14 protein-coding genes are annotated in these 17,189 nt (G+C 38.3%); 6 read left to right on the top strand and 8 right to left on the bottom strand.

Annotated elements, in window-relative coordinates; translation table 11 throughout:
• Positions 1 to 88 precede the first annotated feature (88 nt).
• The 5 genes from AAV97_RS00390 (at position 89) to AAV97_RS00370 (ending at position 5,231) form a co-directional block, all read left to right on the top strand.
• Positions 89 to 1,075, top strand: a complete 987-nt coding sequence (locus AAV97_RS00390) for a hypothetical protein (protein WP_046759500.1) — start codon at positions 89 to 91, stop codon at positions 1,073 to 1,075.
• Between the two features lie 58 nt (positions 1,076 to 1,133).
• Complete coding sequence (locus AAV97_RS00385; RefSeq protein ID WP_228136489.1) at positions 1,134 to 2,144, top strand: DUF6708 domain-containing protein; 1,011 nt, start codon at positions 1,134 to 1,136, stop codon at positions 2,142 to 2,144.
• Positions 2,145 to 2,170: 26 nt separating this feature from the next.
• The gene (locus tag AAV97_RS00380; RefSeq protein ID WP_046759501.1) at positions 2,171 to 3,151 is read left to right on the top strand and encodes a hypothetical protein; all 981 of its coding nucleotides are present in this window, start codon (positions 2,171 to 2,173) and stop codon (positions 3,149 to 3,151) included.
• Positions 3,148 to 4,131 (top strand): hypothetical protein, encoded by a 984-nt coding sequence (locus tag AAV97_RS00375; protein ID WP_046759498.1) that lies wholly within the window; start codon positions 3,148 to 3,150, stop codon positions 4,129 to 4,131. Before AAV97_RS00380 ends, AAV97_RS00375 begins: the two co-directional genes overlap by 4 nt.
• A gap of 410 nt (positions 4,132 to 4,541) precedes the next feature.
• A complete protein-coding gene (locus tag AAV97_RS00370) occupies positions 4,542 to 5,231 on the top strand; it encodes a DUF6708 domain-containing protein (protein ID WP_227543979.1) in 690 nt (229 codons plus the stop codon).
• Between the two features lie 36 nt (positions 5,232 to 5,267).
• On the opposite strand, the gene AAV97_RS00365 is transcribed toward AAV97_RS00370, so the two are convergent.
• The 8 genes from AAV97_RS00365 to AAV97_RS00330 all read right to left on the bottom strand — a co-directional run bounded on the left by AAV97_RS00365 (position 5,268) and on the right by AAV97_RS00330 (position 15,839).
• Positions 5,268 to 6,671, bottom strand: a complete 1,404-nt coding sequence (locus AAV97_RS00365) for an efflux transporter outer membrane subunit (RefSeq protein WP_046759496.1) — start codon at positions 6,669 to 6,671, stop codon at positions 5,268 to 5,270.
• Between the two features lie 22 nt (positions 6,672 to 6,693).
• Positions 6,694 to 8,682 carry a MacB family efflux pump subunit gene (locus AAV97_RS00360; protein ID WP_004825043.1) on the bottom strand — a complete coding sequence of 663 codons (1,989 nt, stop codon included), beginning with the start codon at positions 8,680 to 8,682 and terminating at the stop codon, positions 6,694 to 6,696.
• Between the two features lie 2 nt (positions 8,683 to 8,684).
• Positions 8,685 to 10,043 (bottom strand): MacA family efflux pump subunit, encoded by a 1,359-nt coding sequence (locus AAV97_RS00355; protein ID WP_005033905.1) that lies wholly within the window; start codon positions 10,041 to 10,043, stop codon positions 8,685 to 8,687.
• A 120-nt stretch (positions 10,044 to 10,163) separates the two neighbouring features.
• The gene (gene holA / locus AAV97_RS00350; RefSeq protein WP_004825040.1) at positions 10,164 to 11,156 is read right to left on the bottom strand and encodes a DNA polymerase III subunit delta; all 993 of its coding nucleotides are present in this window, start codon (positions 11,154 to 11,156) and stop codon (positions 10,164 to 10,166) included.
• 4 nt (positions 11,157 to 11,160) lie between these two features.
• Positions 11,161 to 11,694, bottom strand: coding sequence for an LPS assembly lipoprotein LptE (gene lptE / locus AAV97_RS00345; protein ID WP_046759495.1), 534 nt, complete (start codon positions 11,692 to 11,694; stop codon positions 11,161 to 11,163).
• 211 nt (positions 11,695 to 11,905) lie between these two features.
• Complete coding sequence (leuS, locus tag AAV97_RS00340) at positions 11,906 to 14,542, bottom strand: leucine--tRNA ligase (RefSeq protein WP_046759494.1); 2,637 nt, start codon at positions 14,540 to 14,542, stop codon at positions 11,906 to 11,908.
• A gap of 121 nt (positions 14,543 to 14,663) precedes the next feature.
• Positions 14,664 to 15,050, bottom strand: coding sequence for a DUF4124 domain-containing protein (locus tag AAV97_RS00335; RefSeq protein ID WP_046759493.1), 387 nt, complete (start codon positions 15,048 to 15,050; stop codon positions 14,664 to 14,666).
• Between the two features lie 372 nt (positions 15,051 to 15,422).
• The gene (locus AAV97_RS00330) at positions 15,423 to 15,839 is read right to left on the bottom strand and encodes a hypothetical protein (protein ID WP_009584370.1); all 417 of its coding nucleotides are present in this window, start codon (positions 15,837 to 15,839) and stop codon (positions 15,423 to 15,425) included.
• Positions 15,840 to 16,025: 186 nt separating this feature from the next.
• Between AAV97_RS00330 and AAV97_RS00325 the strand changes: the two genes are divergently transcribed.
• Positions 16,026 to 16,673, top strand: coding sequence for a TetR/AcrR family transcriptional regulator (locus AAV97_RS00325; RefSeq protein WP_046759491.1), 648 nt, complete (start codon positions 16,026 to 16,028; stop codon positions 16,671 to 16,673).
• Positions 16,674 to 17,189: the final 516 nt, after the last annotated feature.

Genomic DNA, 17,189 nt, shown 5'->3' with positions numbered 1-17,189 from the left:
TCCTTAAAAATAAAATGGAACAACAACGTGCAGAGGAAATCAGTTTTAAAGACAACTTTGAATTTAGTATGTTTGAGATGAAAGATAAATGAAAAACCCATGGTATTTCGTTCCTCGTACAAAAGTTGGAGAACGTGTAAAGAAGTATCGGCTTTTTAAACTTGATACTTTTGAACTGAAACGAGTAATCAATCATAATTTTTCAGTTGTTCAGATGAACTCTAACTTTATTGAACTCACAAATAAAAATTATGTTTGGAAGGGAAAGAAATTAATTTTTTCATCATTTTTTGGTGCTCCATATGCTCTCCTCGTTTTATTCGGTGGTTATCTATTTTTTAAAGATGGTGGTGATGATTTATTAGTGCTTAGACTTTTATTTATATTACTGTTTCTTATTGCATTATATATGCTGTTAACTATGTTAATTCCTTTTTTAAAATTCGATTTTTTAAAGCCTTTATATTTACCAATTCTAATAAATAGACAAAAAAAGACCATGACCGTATGTTCTGATGAGAACAACGCCACTCAGTTTTCATTAGATGATTTGTATTTTGATATCGTTCAATCACAAGGTGTCGTTGGACTCCCTTTGTATGAGTTACATGCCTATATCCTTGACGGTGAAGTGATAAAACATGATATACAGTTGGGCACACCGAATATCCATAAAGACTATATAGAAGGCTTTTTATTGTTTATTAAAACTTATGTAGAACAGGGTCCTGAACCGTTGTACTACAGAAAAGGGATAGACGACCCTGAGCAAGATTATAAAAGTAAATTAACCTATTGCTATGATATTCAAGAGAAAAAAGAATCCATTAAGCAAAGTTGGCAAACCGTATTTATCAATCATTTTCAGACACCACTCTATGCGCTTATTTTTGCTGTACCTGAATTTGTAAGATTCTTTGGACGACGAATCACCGTTGTTTTTTCAAAGCCATTTTATTGGAGTGAAGCACTGAAAAAGGAGCATGCTGTAGATGAAAATGATCCCTATAGTGTGACAGCAAAAGACAATTTGAAATTTGGTTTTTTTAGTGTGAAAGAGAAGCAACATGAATAATCAGATTCCATACACATTGGGTTTAACGTTTACTGGAGATGGGGAGACAGTCTAAATCTTGGCTGACGCTATAAAAATGAACATAAAAGAGAGAAACTACTATTTTGGTTATGATGAATTTAAGAAAAATATTCCTATAGATGTAGCGGATATAGAAAACGTTTTAACGTTGCAAGATCGACATGATTTAAATCATAACTGGTCTTTTTTAAGAATGAATCATGATTATATTGAACTGATTGACCAATATTATGCAAGATTAGGGAAAGGTTTTAGCCCCTTTTTTATGGCTAGTCCAGCATTACTTGCAATGATTATTCTTTTAATCCATACAATAATTAATCCATTTTCTGATAGCGGATTAGGTTTTTATTTATTTTTTTTAATAATGGCTTCAGCTGGATTAATGCTTGCGCTATTTGGATTTTTAAGACCATTATTTAAATATGATAAAGGAAGACCCATTTGCCGACCGATTATTTTTAATCGCAACACTCAAAAAGTGTATTTCTATATCAATGAACAAGAATATTTAGAGAAACATTGGTTAGATGTAACTTATGCTTTAGGTACATCGCAAGGCTTAGGAGGAATGCCAATTTATGAACTTCGAGCACATATCATTGAAGATGGTATTTTAAAAAATACATTCTTGATCGGTTTTCCTAAAATAGGCAATGGTGCATCACTGGGGTTATGGAGCTTTATTTGTCATTATATGCAACATGGTATGGAAGAGCTAAAACCTCATCCACACCCTATGTATGGAACAATTGACCCTTTGAAACAATTAACTTTCTGTCAACGTATGCTGGGTTCAAAAGAAAGTATTCAAGATACATGGAGATCTTTTAGATGTGTGTATTTCAATAATCCATTACCGAGCTATTTTGCATTTCCATTTGACCTTTGTAATTTGATTGCAAGACGAATTTTCTTAACAATTAAACCTCTACCAGTGTGGCATTCAGATGTGGTTAAAGCCAATGAAATGGATAAAATTCGAGAAGAAGAAATTACTTATCGTGATAATTATGAGTTTAAAGAATTTGAAATAAAGGATAAATAAATTTTATTAGGGGAGTGATCTTTTTGTTGAAAAATCCATGGTATTTCGTTCCTCGTACCAAAGTTGGAGAACGTGTAAAGAAGTATCAGCTTTTTAAACTTGATACTTTTGAACTCAAACGAGTAATCAATCATAATTTTTCAGTTGTTCAGATGAACTCTAATTTTATTGAGTTCACAAATAGAAATTATGTGTGGAAAGGGAAAAATTTAATCTTTTTATTTTTATTGGCTATTCCATATGTTCTTTTAGTTCTGTTTGGTAGTTATTTTATTTTAAAAGATGGTGTCGAAGATGAAAAAATTATTATTTATTCGAGCGCTATATTACTAGCATTTGGTGGATTATACGTTTTTATCACAATGTTAATTCCTTTTTTGAAATTCGATTTTTTAAAGCCTCTATCTTTACCAGTTTTAATAAGTAGACACAATAATTCGATGACAGTGTGCTCTACAGGGAATAGCACCACTCAGTTTTTATTAGATGATTTGTACTTTGATATCATTCAATCACAAGGTGTCGTTGGACTCCCTTTGTATGAGTTACATGCCTATATCCTTGACGGTGAAGTGATAAAATATGATATACAGTTGGGTACACCGAATATTCATAAAGACTATATAGAAGGCTTTTTATTATTTATTAAAACTTATGTTGAACAGGGACCTGAACCGTTGTACTACAGAAAAGGGATAGATGACCCTGAGCAAGATTATAAAAGTAAATTAACATATTGCTATGATATTCAAGAGAAAAAAGAATCCATTAAGCAAAGTTGGCAAACCGTGTTTATCAATCATTTTCAGACACCACTCTATGCGCTTATTTTTGCTGTACCTGAATTTGTAAGATTCTTTGGACGACGAATCACAGTTGTTTTTTCAAAACCATTTTATTGGAGTGAAGCACTAAAAAGGGAGCATGCTGTAGATGAAAATGACCCCTATAGTGTGACAGCAAAAGACAATTTAAAGTTTGGTTTTTTTAGTGTGAAAGATAAATGAAAAATCCATGGTATTTCGTTCCTCGTACCAAAGTTGGACAACGTGTAAAGAAGTATCAATTTTTTAAACTGGATACTTTTGAACTCAAACGAGTGATCAATCATAATTTTTCGGTTGTGCAGATGAATTCTTCATTTATAGAGTTTATTAATAAAGAATATATTTGGATTGGGAAGTCATTTATCTATTCTTTTCTAATCGGCATTCCTGTACTTGTAATGAGTATTTTCTTCATATATATGATTTTTTTTGATTACGGTGAAATAGATTACATTATGTGGTTTGGGGCAATATCTATTTTTATTGCATGCTTATACATTCTTATAACGATGCTTCAACCCCTGATGAGTAAGGAACTTTTTAAGCCTTTATACAATTCGATAATGCTAAATAGGAAGAATAAAGTAGTAACTTTTCATGAAAATAACAAATTTCTGCGATTACAATTAAGTGATCTTTATTTTGATATTGTTCAATCACAAGGTGTCGTTGGGCTCCCTTTGTATGAGTTACATGCCTATATACTAGATGGTGAAGTGATAAAACATGATATACAGCTGGGTACACCAAATATTCATAAAGACTATATAGAAGGCTTTTTATTATTTATTAAAACTTATGTAGAACAGGGACCTGAACCGTTGTACTACAGAAAGGGGATAGACGACCCTGAGCAAGATTATAAAAGTAAATTAACCTATTGTTATGATATTCAAGAGAAAAAAGAATCCTTGAAGCAAAGTTGGCAAACCGTGTTTATCAATCATTTTCAGACACCACTCTATGCACTTATTTTTGCTGTACCTGAATTTTTACGTTTCTTTGGGCGACGAATTACAGTTGTTTTTTCTAAGCCATTTTATTGGAGTGAAACGCTGAAAAAGGAGCATGTTGTAGATGAAAATGATCCCTATCGTGTGACAGCAAAAGACAATTTGAAATTTGGTTTTTTTAGTGTGAAAGAGAAGCAGCATGAATAATGAAGCTTTATACATATTCAGTTTAAAACTAAAGATAGCAGATAAAGCACGAGAAGGTGATTTTATCTTAAACCATATTGAATAGGTCAAATATGCTTAATGGTACATTACAATATCCAGTGTATAAGAATGCTAGGCACCTAACACCTAAAGAAAAGCAAAATATTCTTTCGAAGAAAATAGCTTATAAATCAAGTGTGTTTCATGGCTATCATTTTATTAAAATGAACTCTACCTATATGGAATGTGTAAATAATAGCTTCTTTTTAAAAGGCAATTCCTATTTTAATTTGCTTGGTGTATTGCTACTAGGTATGCCCATTATATTGTCATTATGGATTTTTACTTTTTATGTAAATTTGATCAAATATGATCATGATTTTTTAAGCTTTATTATCATTTTTTCTCCAATGCATATTTTATTTTCATTTATTCTTTATGTTTTTTATAAAGGCTATCAGAATTTTAAAAAGTATGAAAAATTAGGCTATAACTATTACCCAATCCGCTTCAATAGAAAAAATCGAAAAGTCTATGTTTATGATGTCAGTGGTCAAATCTTTTTAGGGGATTGGGAGAAGATTGATTTTATTTTAAATCATCGACTGGGAGGCTACGAGGGCACTTTTTGGGAGATCAAGGGGTTTATCAAGGATAACAATGGCTTGATTACTTACACCTTTGCTTTTGCACTGAGTAAGCATAAAAAGCAAGAAACGCTAGAAATATGGCAGTTTATTAAAGAGTATATGAATAACGGACCTGAAAAGCTTTATTTTAATAAACATACAGTAGAAACGAGTCCTCGTTTAGTACCTGAAAAATTAAGCTATTGTTTAAATATTGAAGCACAGCCTGAGTCTTTAGAAACTAGTCAGGAAATCGTTGCATTAGATTATCAAAGTGAAATTCGATCATTCTACTCAAGGGCAATGATTAAAATTTTAGGTGCAACGCGCAATAAATTTATTCGTGCTGATAAACAACCTAAATGGTCTCAACATGTTGAAAATGAATGTCAGATTGATGCTACAGACCCCTATGTTGTTGATGCTTCGACAACATACCAACTCGATACTTTTGGAAAAATAATCAAATAAAAAAGCCCCGAAGGACTTTCTTATCTCAACAAATTTTTAAGGCATCTGCTGAATCGGACTACCACCTAAAGCCTGCATCAACGTCACATAAGCGTTGTACTGGCTTTGTTTGGTTTGTACCAAAGCCAAACGAGCGCTACGTGTTGTTTCCTGTGCATCCAAAAGATTTTTTAAAGCAATTGCACCATTACGATAACGAACATCAGTCAAACGTTCAGTTTTTTCTGCAAGCTCAAGATTCTTTTGTTGTAGTGCAACTTGTTTATCTAATTCAGTTCGATTCGATAACGCATTTTCCGTATCTGCAAAAGCTTGATATAGGGTATTGCGGTATTGAACAATGGCTTTTTCATAGTCCAATTCACTAATCTTTAGGTTCTTTTGCATATCGTTATATTGTAAAAACGGTAAGCTTAGACTTGCACCTAAAGTAAGCGCAGGATTTTTCAGTAAATTGGTCAGAGAGGTGCTGGTCGAACCTAGATTTCCAGTCAAGCTAATAGATGGATAATAACTAGCTTTGGTCGCATCTTTGGTAGCTAAAGACTCACGTAAACGTAACTCAGCAGCTCTCAAATCTGGACGACGTGACAAAATATCTGCGGGCAATCCTGCCGCAATTTCAGGTAAACGAATCCGTGGCAACTGTTGAGGTTCTTGAATATTCAACTGTTGTACTGGAATCTGCAATAACACAGCCAAAGCAGTACGTGCTTCAACACGCTGTTGTTCAATCTGACTTAAACTTGCTTTTTGGCTTTGTACAGACTGCTCGGCTTGGGTTAAATCTAGCCCTGAAACAGCACCTGCACGGTATTGGGTGCGCACCAATTCATAGGTTTTTTGGGTAGAGGCTAAGCTTTGTTGTGCAGAGCTATAGCGTTCATTTAAATAACCCAATTGCCAGTATAAGTTTGCGGTTGTACCAATTAAGGTTTGTCCTGTCGCTTGCAAGTCTTGTTCAGTGGCTAAAGACTCCCATTTAGAGGCTTCAGTCTGACGAGCCAATTTACCAAATAAATCGACTTCATAACTTACGCCAGCACTGAGTGATAGACCTTTGGCAGCATCATCGCCCGAGTTGAGATCAAAGCTATGTCCAGTTGAAACACTTGAATTGACACGTGGTCCTTGTTGATCACGTGCTAACCCAGCTTTTAATCGTGCAGTTTGTAAATTAATCCCTGCGACAGCCAAATCAGCATTTCGTTCAATCACTTGATTGACCAATTGATTAAGTTGCTTATCGCCAAATAAAGTCCACCATTGGTCTGCATAAAGATCAGCTTGAACTTGTTGAGATTTTGCTTTGCCATAAGCAAAACCATTGGGGATTTGTACCGCAGGTGCTTCATACGGGGTTTTTACCACAGCAGCACATCCCACCAGTGAGCTTCCAAGAATCAAGGCTGTTGCAAGTTTGCTTAAATTCATTTGCATTAATATTTTCCTTATTCTTCGGTTATTCTCGTGAAAGTGCATCGACAGGATTCAACTGCGCGGCATTTCGTGCTGGGATAAATCCAAACACCACACCAATCAAAGTTGAACATACAAATGCTGCGATGATCGAAGTACTTGAATACGCCATTTGGAAACTGCCTTTGGCAATATGTCCGATCAACTGTCCAATACCTAATGAAAGTAAGACACCTAATATTCCGCCTAAAATACACACCAAAATCGCTTCAATCAGAAACTGTTGTAGAATATCGCTTTGTCGTGCACCCACCGCCATACGTACCCCAATTTCCTGAGTACGTTCAGTCACGGAAACCAGCATAATATTCATTACACCGATTCCACCAACCACAAGCGAAATCACTGCAATTGCAGACACCAATAGGGTCATGGTTTGGGTGGTTTGTTCAATGGTTTGACGGATACTGTCAGAGTTTTGCGTAAAGACATCTTGTGCACCGTGGCGCTGTTCTAACAAGCTTAAAATGGCATTTTCAGCCACAGCGGTCGGGTAAGTGTCTTTGACACGAACAATGATGCTACGTACATTAGACTGCCCTAACATGCGACTCATCACGGTTGAGTAAGGGAGATAGACATTTAGGCTATCAGAACTCATAAAGCCTTGTTGTGCATCAATGACCCCGATGATTCGGCTCGGAACACTGCCCAATAAAATCACTTGCCCTAACGGGTCAGTGCCATCAGCAAAGAATGTCTTTTTGGTGTTCGAGTCAATCACGACATCCTGTGCACGTTGAGTCACACTTTGTTTGTCAAAAGGTTGACCTGCGACAAACTCTAAACCTCTTACATTGAAGAAGTCTGCACTTACACCATTTACGGTGGCTGCTGCTTCGGTATCTTTGAACCGCGCTGTAACGCTACTGTTCACTGTTGGGCTAACTGCTTCTACATAGGGCTGTTCAGATAGTGCATCAGCATCTGCGGGCACAAGGGTTTTAAATTGAGCTGTCTTTGAGTTGTCACCAAAGCCTCGACCCTGAAAGACCGTAATGGTATTGGTACCTAAACTGCTGATGTTTTCCAAAATTTGTTTTTGTGAGCCATTTCCGAGTGCAACGACAGACACCACGGATGCAATCCCGATAATGATCCCCAACATGGTCAGGAAAGTACGCATACGATGTGCATTCATTGCGAGCAAAGCCATACGGAAAGCTTCGGCAAAACGATCTAGTGCTGAACGCCAACGAGATGATTTTTTTCGACTGGATTTGGGCTCTGCATCTGCAACAACCTCAATCACATCGTCATGTTCTGGAACATTAGGCTTATCTGCAATAATATTCCCGTCACTGATTTCAATAATACGTGTCGCATTTTTTGCGACATTCATATCATGTGTAACCAAAATGATGGTATGACCTTTGGCATTTAGCTCGCGCAAGATGCGCATCACTTCGATACCGCTATTTTTATCCAATGCGCCTGTTGGCTCATCGGCAAGAATAACATCACCACCATTCATCAAGGCACGGGCAATCGAAACACGCTGTTGCTGACCGCCTGAAAGTTGATTTGGACGGTTTTCAGTTTTTTCACCAAGTCCAAGATCAGTCAGGATTTCATGCGAGCGCTTTTGACGAACGGTGGGGTCCATACCTGCATAAATTGCAGGGACTTCGACGTTTCCAGCAGCATTCAAATCACCCAATAAGTGATAGCGCTGGAAGATAAAGCCAAAATACTCACGACGTAACTGAGCCAGCTCATCAGGTTCAAGTTTACGGGTTTCACGCCCATTTACCTGATAGCTTCCTGATGTTGGCTGATCCAGACAACCCAAAATATTCATCAAGGTCGATTTACCAGAACCAGACTGACCAACGATGGCAACCAACTCACCCGGATAAATCTTTAAATTAATACTTTTTAAAATCTGAATAGTGGATTCACCCGCAGGGAACTCACGTATCAGATTACTAACCTCGAGTAGAGGTTTGATCTGATGATTGTTCTGATCCATGCTTAGAGTCTCATTGGGCCATTTCTGTTACTACGTTTTGCAGAATCATTCGACGTGTCTGAACCATCGGCGAGAATCACTTGATCACCTTCATTTAAGCCACGTAACACTTCTGCTGTAACACGGTTATTTAAACCAATTAATACTTGTTTACGTTTGGCGCTGCCATCAGCCTGTAAAACACGAACGATTGCAACGGATGCTTTACCTTGATCTAGCAAAGCTTTCTCATCTGCGGTTAACTCAAGACGCTCTGGGCGATCTGCTGCATTTTGTCCCTCTTTATGGGTTTGACCTTGAGCAGAAGAAGCCGGGCGATTTGAATTTGCACCAGATTGACCATTTGATTTATTGGCGCGTTGTGGGCGATTTGAAGCTTGAAGTGCAGCTGCAGGAACAGTCAAAGCATTTTTAGCTTCCGCTAAAATAATATAAACCTGAGCTGTCATATCAATACGCAACTTGCCATCATCATTTGGCACATCGAAGAGCGCATTATAATAAATCGCAGTGCTTGATGACGATGATGAAGAATTGCTGGTTGTTTCTGTATTGATTGATTCAGGTGCAGGCTCTACTTGACGTAGTGTTGCATAACGTTTTTTCTCACTGTCTCCCAGTGTTGTGAAATAAACTTTTTGACCTTCCTGAACTTTCATGACATCTGCTTCTGACACTTGTGCTTTGATGGTCATGGTGTCAAGTTTAGCAAGCTTCACAATCGTTGGAGCGCTTTGATTCGCGTTAACGGTTTGACCTTCTTCAGTCACAATTGCAACCACAGTACCATCCATCGGCGCAACAATACGGGTATAGCCTAAGTTTTCTTGTGAGGTTGCCAGTGTCAGTTTAGATTGTTCAATTTGCGCATTCATCGATGCAATATCGGCTTGTGCTGTCTTAAATGCAGCCAACGCACTGTCGTAATCAGCCTTAGATGTCGCATCTTGTGCATACATATTCTTCTGACGATTATATTCAGCCTCAGCCTTGGCTAAAGTGGCTTGTTTTGTGGTCAATTGTGCCTGTTGGTTTTTAATACTTGCTTCTGCTGTTTTTAAATCGTTGGTTTGTCGTACAGAATCAATTTGTGCGATCAGTTGTCCTTGTTTGACTTGATCTCCCAGCTTTACATACATTTTTTTGACCTGACCAGAAACCTGTGCACCCACACTGACCATTTTGGTTGCTTCCAAGTCGCCTGTTGCAAGTACAGAATCTTCAATATCTCCACGGGTTACTTCAGCAGTAATATACTGAGGCTGTGTATTTTTTGGTTTTAATGTGTACCATGCGATTGCTGCGACGATCGCTACACAGGCCGCTATAAAAATGGCTTTGGCTGGTTTTATTTTTGGCATAGCAATAATGAGACTGAGAGAAAAATTGATCAAATTATAATGATGAATTAAGGATAAAGCGTGAATTTTTTATAATAAATAGAAATGAGAATTATTCTAGTTGATCTTTGTGATTAAAAATTAAGCATTGATAAATAAAGACTTTCCACACAACTCTGCAATACATTGTTGAATGATATGTTCTGGTTTTTCTTGACTAAGCCCTTTAATTGCCGCATCAATGCGTAATAAAAGTGTCGGCCATGTTAAAAACGATTGTGGATTTAAACGTCTAAGTGCTTGTTGGTACAAAGAAATTTTTGTTTTCCAAATGCCGAGTTGTAAAGCATTTTGTGGCTGTTCATACAATTGCATCAAAAGACGCATTTCTTTACTAATGGTCCATAAAATTAAACTATCAGGTTCTCCAGACTCCAAAAGATATTGGAAAATCTTAATGGCTAAAGCTAAATTTCCAGCGATCAATGCATCGCTTAAATCAAAAGTGCTGTAACGGGATTGATCTTGTAAGCATTGTTGTAAATGGTCAATTTCAATCTGTTTTTGATCTGGGAATGTATCTGCAACACGCATTAAACTGTTTTTAGCAGCCAATAAATTGTGTTCATGATGTTGTTCAAGCCATACCCATGCATCTTGATTGAGTTGAATACCAAGTTGTTCTGCTTCGATTACCAAGATGCGCTGACGGTCTTGTGGGTAATTCGCCGTCAATGCAACAACCACACCGTTGGCTTCAACCGTTTGGAAGAAAGCAGATTTTAAACTGCTTGAATCCTGCTTTGGCATCACGATTACAAGTAAATTGTGTTCGTTATGTTGAATATATTGTTTGAGTTGTTTTAATCCATTGGCATCTGGCTTGATATTGCCATGCACTTCAAGTGCGAGATGTTGTGAAAATAAAGACAGGCTGTTTAAAGCATTAAAAACATTTTTCCAGTCTGAAACACTATTTAAATCATGACGCTGTCTTTCAATTTCATGCTTTGCCCAGCTTTTTCTTAATGCATCAAGCAAATTTTGCTCTAACAGTGGCTCTTGACCATGTAAAATCCAAACACCGCGCGCTTCATCAACACGTTTGAGGGCTTGTAAATAGTCAAGTTTCATAAGTTTATTGTGCTACTGGTTGGGTGGTAATATTTCTAGCTTTCGGTAAGCGGTTGGCTGCAATTTGACGAGACATTTGTTGAGCGATGTCATCAATCAAAATTTGGCTTAAATATTTATATTGTTGGTCATCGGTATTGACTGTCGCAACATCATATTGATAACTACGAGAGGCAGTCAATGTACGAGGTTCTGTAATTGGATTTCCTTGTTTGTCCTCAATCTGGAAAGTTACAGTGAGACGTAGTAAGGTTTCAACCAATTTACCATTGAGCTCATGGCGTACAGGTTTGTAACTGAGTACACGTAACACATAGGCATCATTCGCATTACTGAGTTGGACACCCGTTGCAGTCAAATAAACACTGAGTTTTTTCTCAAGATCTTCTGTATTTTCAGGTAGAACCAACTGTAATTTGGTATAAACCAAAGGCGTTGCTTGAGTATCGGTTCCCTTTAAATGAAAGCCACAACCGACTAAGCCCGCACTCAGACCCAAAGTTAATACAACTGCTGCAACACGTTGAACCAAATGCATGCTTTGTCCTCATGATATTTCATTAAAATATGAAATATTTAATCTTGATAAATTGACCACATTTTAGAATCAAAGCCCGTTGAATGACAACGGGCTTTGTTTGGGTTTTGTTTATCGCATTAAGTCGCTCTCTTTTTAAAGAGGGGTTAGGGGAGATTTTTTCATAAAATCCCTCCAAACCTCCCTCTTAGAAAGAGAGGCTTAAAAACTTTTAAACCACCAAATTCACTAATTTATTCGGCACAACAATTTCTTTCTTGGTTGGACCCGTCAAGAACTGTTGAACTTCTGGAAGTGCTTTCGCCAAGGTCAATAACTCATCTTTTGATGCATCTACAGACACTTCTAACTTACCACGAAGCTTACCATTTACCTGAACCACAATAGTTTGTGTATTACGAGTGAGTGCTGACTCATCCACAGTCGGGAACAAGACCGAAGTCAAGTCAACATTAAATTCAGCCAATAAAGTTTGACTTAAGTGTGGTGCAAAAGGTGCAAGCAAGGTCAATAGGGTAATAATCGCTTCACGTTCAACAGCGACATCATTGTCATCTTTTGCTTCAAACTTATTGCTGGCATTGAGTAATTCCATCAATGCTGCAATGGCTGTATTGAATGCATGACGACGTTCAATATCATCACCTACCTTTTGAATGGTTTCGTGAGTTTTACGACGTAAATCTTGTGCTTCTGTTGAAAGTTTAGCTGTATCAATCGCAGTTGCAGTATTGCCTTTTTCAAGGAACCCAGCTACCAAACGCCAAACACGTTTTAAGAAACGGTTTGCCCCTTCAACACCTGCATCCGACCATTCCAATGATTGATCAGGTGGCGCAGCGAACATCATAAATACGCGGGCAGTATCTGCGCCGTATTGGTCAATAATTGCTTGTGGATCGATGCCGTTATTTTTTGACTTCGACATTTTTTCTTGTCCGCCAACGACAACTTCTTGCCCATCGCCATTATATTTAGCAGAAACTATGCGACCTTTTTCGTCTTTTTCTAACTCAATATCCGCAGGATTGAACCAGGTTTTTTTACCACTTTCAGCTTCGCGGTAGAACGTATCCGCCAAGACCATGCCTTGAGTCAGTAAGTTGGTGAATGGTTCGTTGCCTTGAACCACACCTTCATCACGCATTAACTTATGGAAGAAACGTGCGTAAAGAAGATGGAGAATGGCATGTTCTACACCACCAATATATTGGTTCACTGGCAACCATGACTGTGCAGCTTCAGGTTTTACCATACCACCAGTAAAATCAGGAGAAGCATAACGCGCATAGTACCAAGAGGATTCAACGAATGTATCCAAAGTATCCGTTTCACGACGGGCATCACCGCCACAGCTTGGACATTTTGTTTGATAGAATTCAGGCATTTTATTTAAGGGATTACCTGAACCATCTGGTACCACATCTGTCGGAAGAACAACAGGGAGTTGGTCTTCAGGAACAGTGACTTGACCACACTTGTCACAGTTAATCATTGGAATTGGGCAACCCCAGTAACGTTGACGAGAAACACCCCAGTCACGTAAACGGAATTGAACTTTAGAACTTGCCAATGATTGTGGTTCTAATTTTGCAAGGAAAGCGTCAAAAGCGGCTTGGAATGTTAAGCCATCAAATTCGCCAGAATTAACCAATTTACCTTCTTTAGAACCGTACCACTCTTGCCACGCTGATGCAGAATATTCGGCATCATCTGCACCTTTGGCATCGATGACTTGTTTAATTGGCAAATTAAATTTATTGGCAAACTCAAAGTCACGTTCATCGTGCGCAGGAACAGCCATGACTGCACCTGAGCCGTAGGACATCAATACATAGTTGGCAATCCAGACTGGAATTTCTTCACCAGTCACAGGATGCTTCACCGATAAGCCTGTTGCCATGCCTTTCTTTTCAGCGGTTGCCAAGTCTGCTTCTGCCACTGAACCCATGCGACATTCTTCAATAAATGCAGCAAGTTCAGGCTGTCCAGCTTCTGATTGGATCGCGGCAGCTTTCAACGCCATTGGATGTTCAGCTGCAACTGCAACATAGGTTACACCCATGAGCGTGTCAGCACGTGTGGTATAAACCGTCAAACCATCGGCATAAACATCTGGGTTCGCAGACGGGAAGGTGATGTCCATACCCGTTGAACGACCAATCCAGTTACGCTGCATGGTCAATACTTGTTGTGGCCAACCGTCTTTTAGTGTGTCGAGATCATCTAAGAGTTCTTGCGCATAGTCTGTGATGCGGAAGTAGTACATTGGAATATCACGCTTTTCTACCAATGCACCTGAGCGCCAGCCACGACCGTTTTCAACTTGCTCATTGGCAAGAACAGTCTGGTCAACTGGATCCCAGTTTACTGTAGAGAGTTTGCGATAAATCAGTCCTTTTTTATACAGTTGGACAAATAACCATTGTTCCCAGTGATAATATTCTGGTGTACATGTTGCAAATTCACGGTCCCAATCAACAGACAAACCAAGTTTTTTCAATTGGTCGCGCATATATGCGATGTTTTCAAATGTCCATTTTGCAGGCGCAACTTGATGTGCAATTGCTGCATTTTCAGCAGGCAAACCAAAAGCATCCCAACCCATAGGTTGCAGGACAGTTTCACCCTTGAGACGGTGAAAACGACTAATCACATCGCCAATCGTATAGTTCCGCACATGACCCATATGCAGTTTGCCACTTGGATAAGGGAACATCGAGAGGATATAACGACGTGGACCTTCTACAGTGTCGGCAACTTTAAACGATTTACGATCTTCCCAGTCTTTCTGGACTTGAGGTTCAATCGCACTAGCTTGATATTCAGGATCAATATGAGTAGTCATAAACGTATTTTGAGAACAATGGTTAAAAAACTGTGTTGCACAGCATAGCGCAAAATACACCTAAAAGTGAATTTTGCGCGTTTTTAAATATGAAAAACTTGCAATTTTGTTCTTAATTGAACTAGCGAAGCGTTGAATCGCTATTGGTATTATTTTGTGGAATCACTGTAGGTTGTTGTAGCTGTGGTGGATTCACGACAGGAACATTATTTACAGGTTGTCCATTTTGAGGAGCATTTTGCTGCGTATTGGATGGATTGTTTTGTGGGGCTGTCTGTTGGGCTGTAGGTTGGTTGGTCGGTGAAGGCGTTCCACGATAACCATAAGTATCGACTTTAGTTTTATTGCGTGCATTTTTAGGTGGTGGCGTCGTGGTGTAATGGGTAGAGCCGTTACTGTCGACCCACTTATAATACTGTTTTGCATGACTGGTTGCAGTAGTCACAGACAACAAAGCAAAAATGGTCGATACAAAAACTGTGTGTGTAAAGCGTTGGTGTTGTTTCATGGTGCAGAACCTTTGCGTCAATTTTTATTCAGACTAAAGCTAGAAATAGTTATAGCGTCTAATATACAACGGATTGTTTTAGCTTGATCTGGATATTTTTTTAAATTGTATTTATTTTATACAAAAATATAGGTTTTAAAATAATTCTTTTGCAATTTTATTGGGTTATATCTGTGTTCTCTTATACGGAAACACGAGGTTTAGTGTTGGGTGCCATAGAATATCGTCCTCACCCAACACTAAATTTTTATTTCTCTTTTGAATAAAAGCCATGGTTTTTTATCATTAAAATCATTGTATATCATCTTGATATTCAATAAATGTGATCTTGACTGAAACTATATTTTGCTATCGTCATCTTTTAATTTCTATTCATGGCAGAGTTGTTTTAACTTGGACCGTTGCTATTACTGGTTTTCCGTCTATCAGAACAGGTTGGTGTTGATCATTGGCGAGCAAGACACCTATTGTATGTTCTCCAGCAGGTTCAGTGCAGGCACCAAAATTGGCTTTGATAAGTGGACCTCCAAAATCACTGTTCATACTGTTATACGAACGGTTGGGTAAATTACAGCTATCACCTTGTGGATCAATCTTCATATGAATATGACCACAATGTGAATCATTGCCACACTGCCCCGCAGGTAATAATTTGAAATTACTACTTACGATGACTCCGATCGCACGCTCAGAGTCATTGCCTAAAGGGATTACTGAGTGAGGAATAGGCCATACAATCTGTAATTTGGCAGATTCAACTTGAGGTGTTGTTGGTTTGGGTTGCGCCATTGCTGGATTGATTGACCCAACGTATAGTGCGAGTGAATAAAAAAGAGTGGACGTAGAGAGTAATGTTTTAAAAAAATACATAGGCTTACCGTTGTTTTTGTTGAGTTGGAATTTTAATGTAATCAGTGCATACATTGTGAAAATAGCATATCGTATAACCGCAACGAATTGCAATAGAGGAGAGTTATGACTCAATCGTCTTCAGATAAGTCAGCTGTATCAAATACACGTACTACTTATCATCATGGTCACTTACGTGAAGCTTTAATTGAAGCTGCAGTACAATTGATTGATGAACAAGGGGTGGAGAAACTGAGTGTACGTGAGACCGCTAAACGTGCAGGTGTGTCTCCAGGTGCACCTTTTCGTCATTTTGCAACTCGTACTGCACTACTTACAGCTGTAGCTGAACAGGCAACAGAGCGCTTAGAGCTAGAAGTGCAACAAATGATGCACGCAGTAGAGGAGCAACCGCCATTGGTACGTTTCGCCACTATTGGTCGGAGCTATCTAAAGTGGGCGGCAACTTACCCTGTACACTTTCGTATTATCAGTGATCGTTCACTCATCGATTATGAGAGTTCCGACAAGTTAATATCCAGCAATACGAACATTCGTCATTTGATGCAACAATTGTTAAGAGATGCGTTTGGTGAGCAGATGGATGAACATAATCAGGCATTGGCAATCATAACAGCTCGTGCATTGGTGTATGGCTTAGCAAGAATGATGGTGGATGGTCATTTCCCAGAATGGGGTATAGCACAACAAACAACAGAACAGACAGTGGAGGAAATATTAGATTTTTTTGTCAAACATTTGTCTGAAATGTAATCATAACGTGAATTTGATGCAATTAAATCTTCAACTTATTGAAAAATAATAAATCTATGTGGGTTTTTGCTGAATTTTTATCCGATTTTGGATGAGGAGCGGAGCTCCGCAAGGGCTCGCCATACTTGTTTTGGCATGAGGAGCAAAGCTCCGTAAGCGCAACCATCAATATAGTTTCATTTCTCTTGATCAATAAAATGAAGGTGATCAATAGATTGTTTGATAATCTAAAGCTTGCACTGCCACTCTTTAGTGCTAAAGTTTAAATTCTTTTGCGTAGGCGATGCCTCACTTGTCAGAGATGAAAAGTGACAAAAATCTTTCGTTGAGCGAGGGCTACATCCTTTACCCCCGCTCAACATGGCGACATCCATGTCGCCTCACGATAGCAAGACCATCAATGATTCAAAAAGTACAAAATAAATGAATCATCCAAATCACTTGTATGAATAGTCTGGCGGTTTGACTGTATCATCTTTCATCAAGGATTTTTATCTAACTCAGGTTAATCATATT

The organism is Acinetobacter sp. Ag2, assembly GCF_001005515.1.
GTDB classification, from domain to species: Bacteria; Pseudomonadota; Gammaproteobacteria; order Pseudomonadales; family Moraxellaceae; genus Acinetobacter; species Acinetobacter bereziniae.
This window is presented reverse-complemented; position numbering and strand designations above follow the sequence as displayed.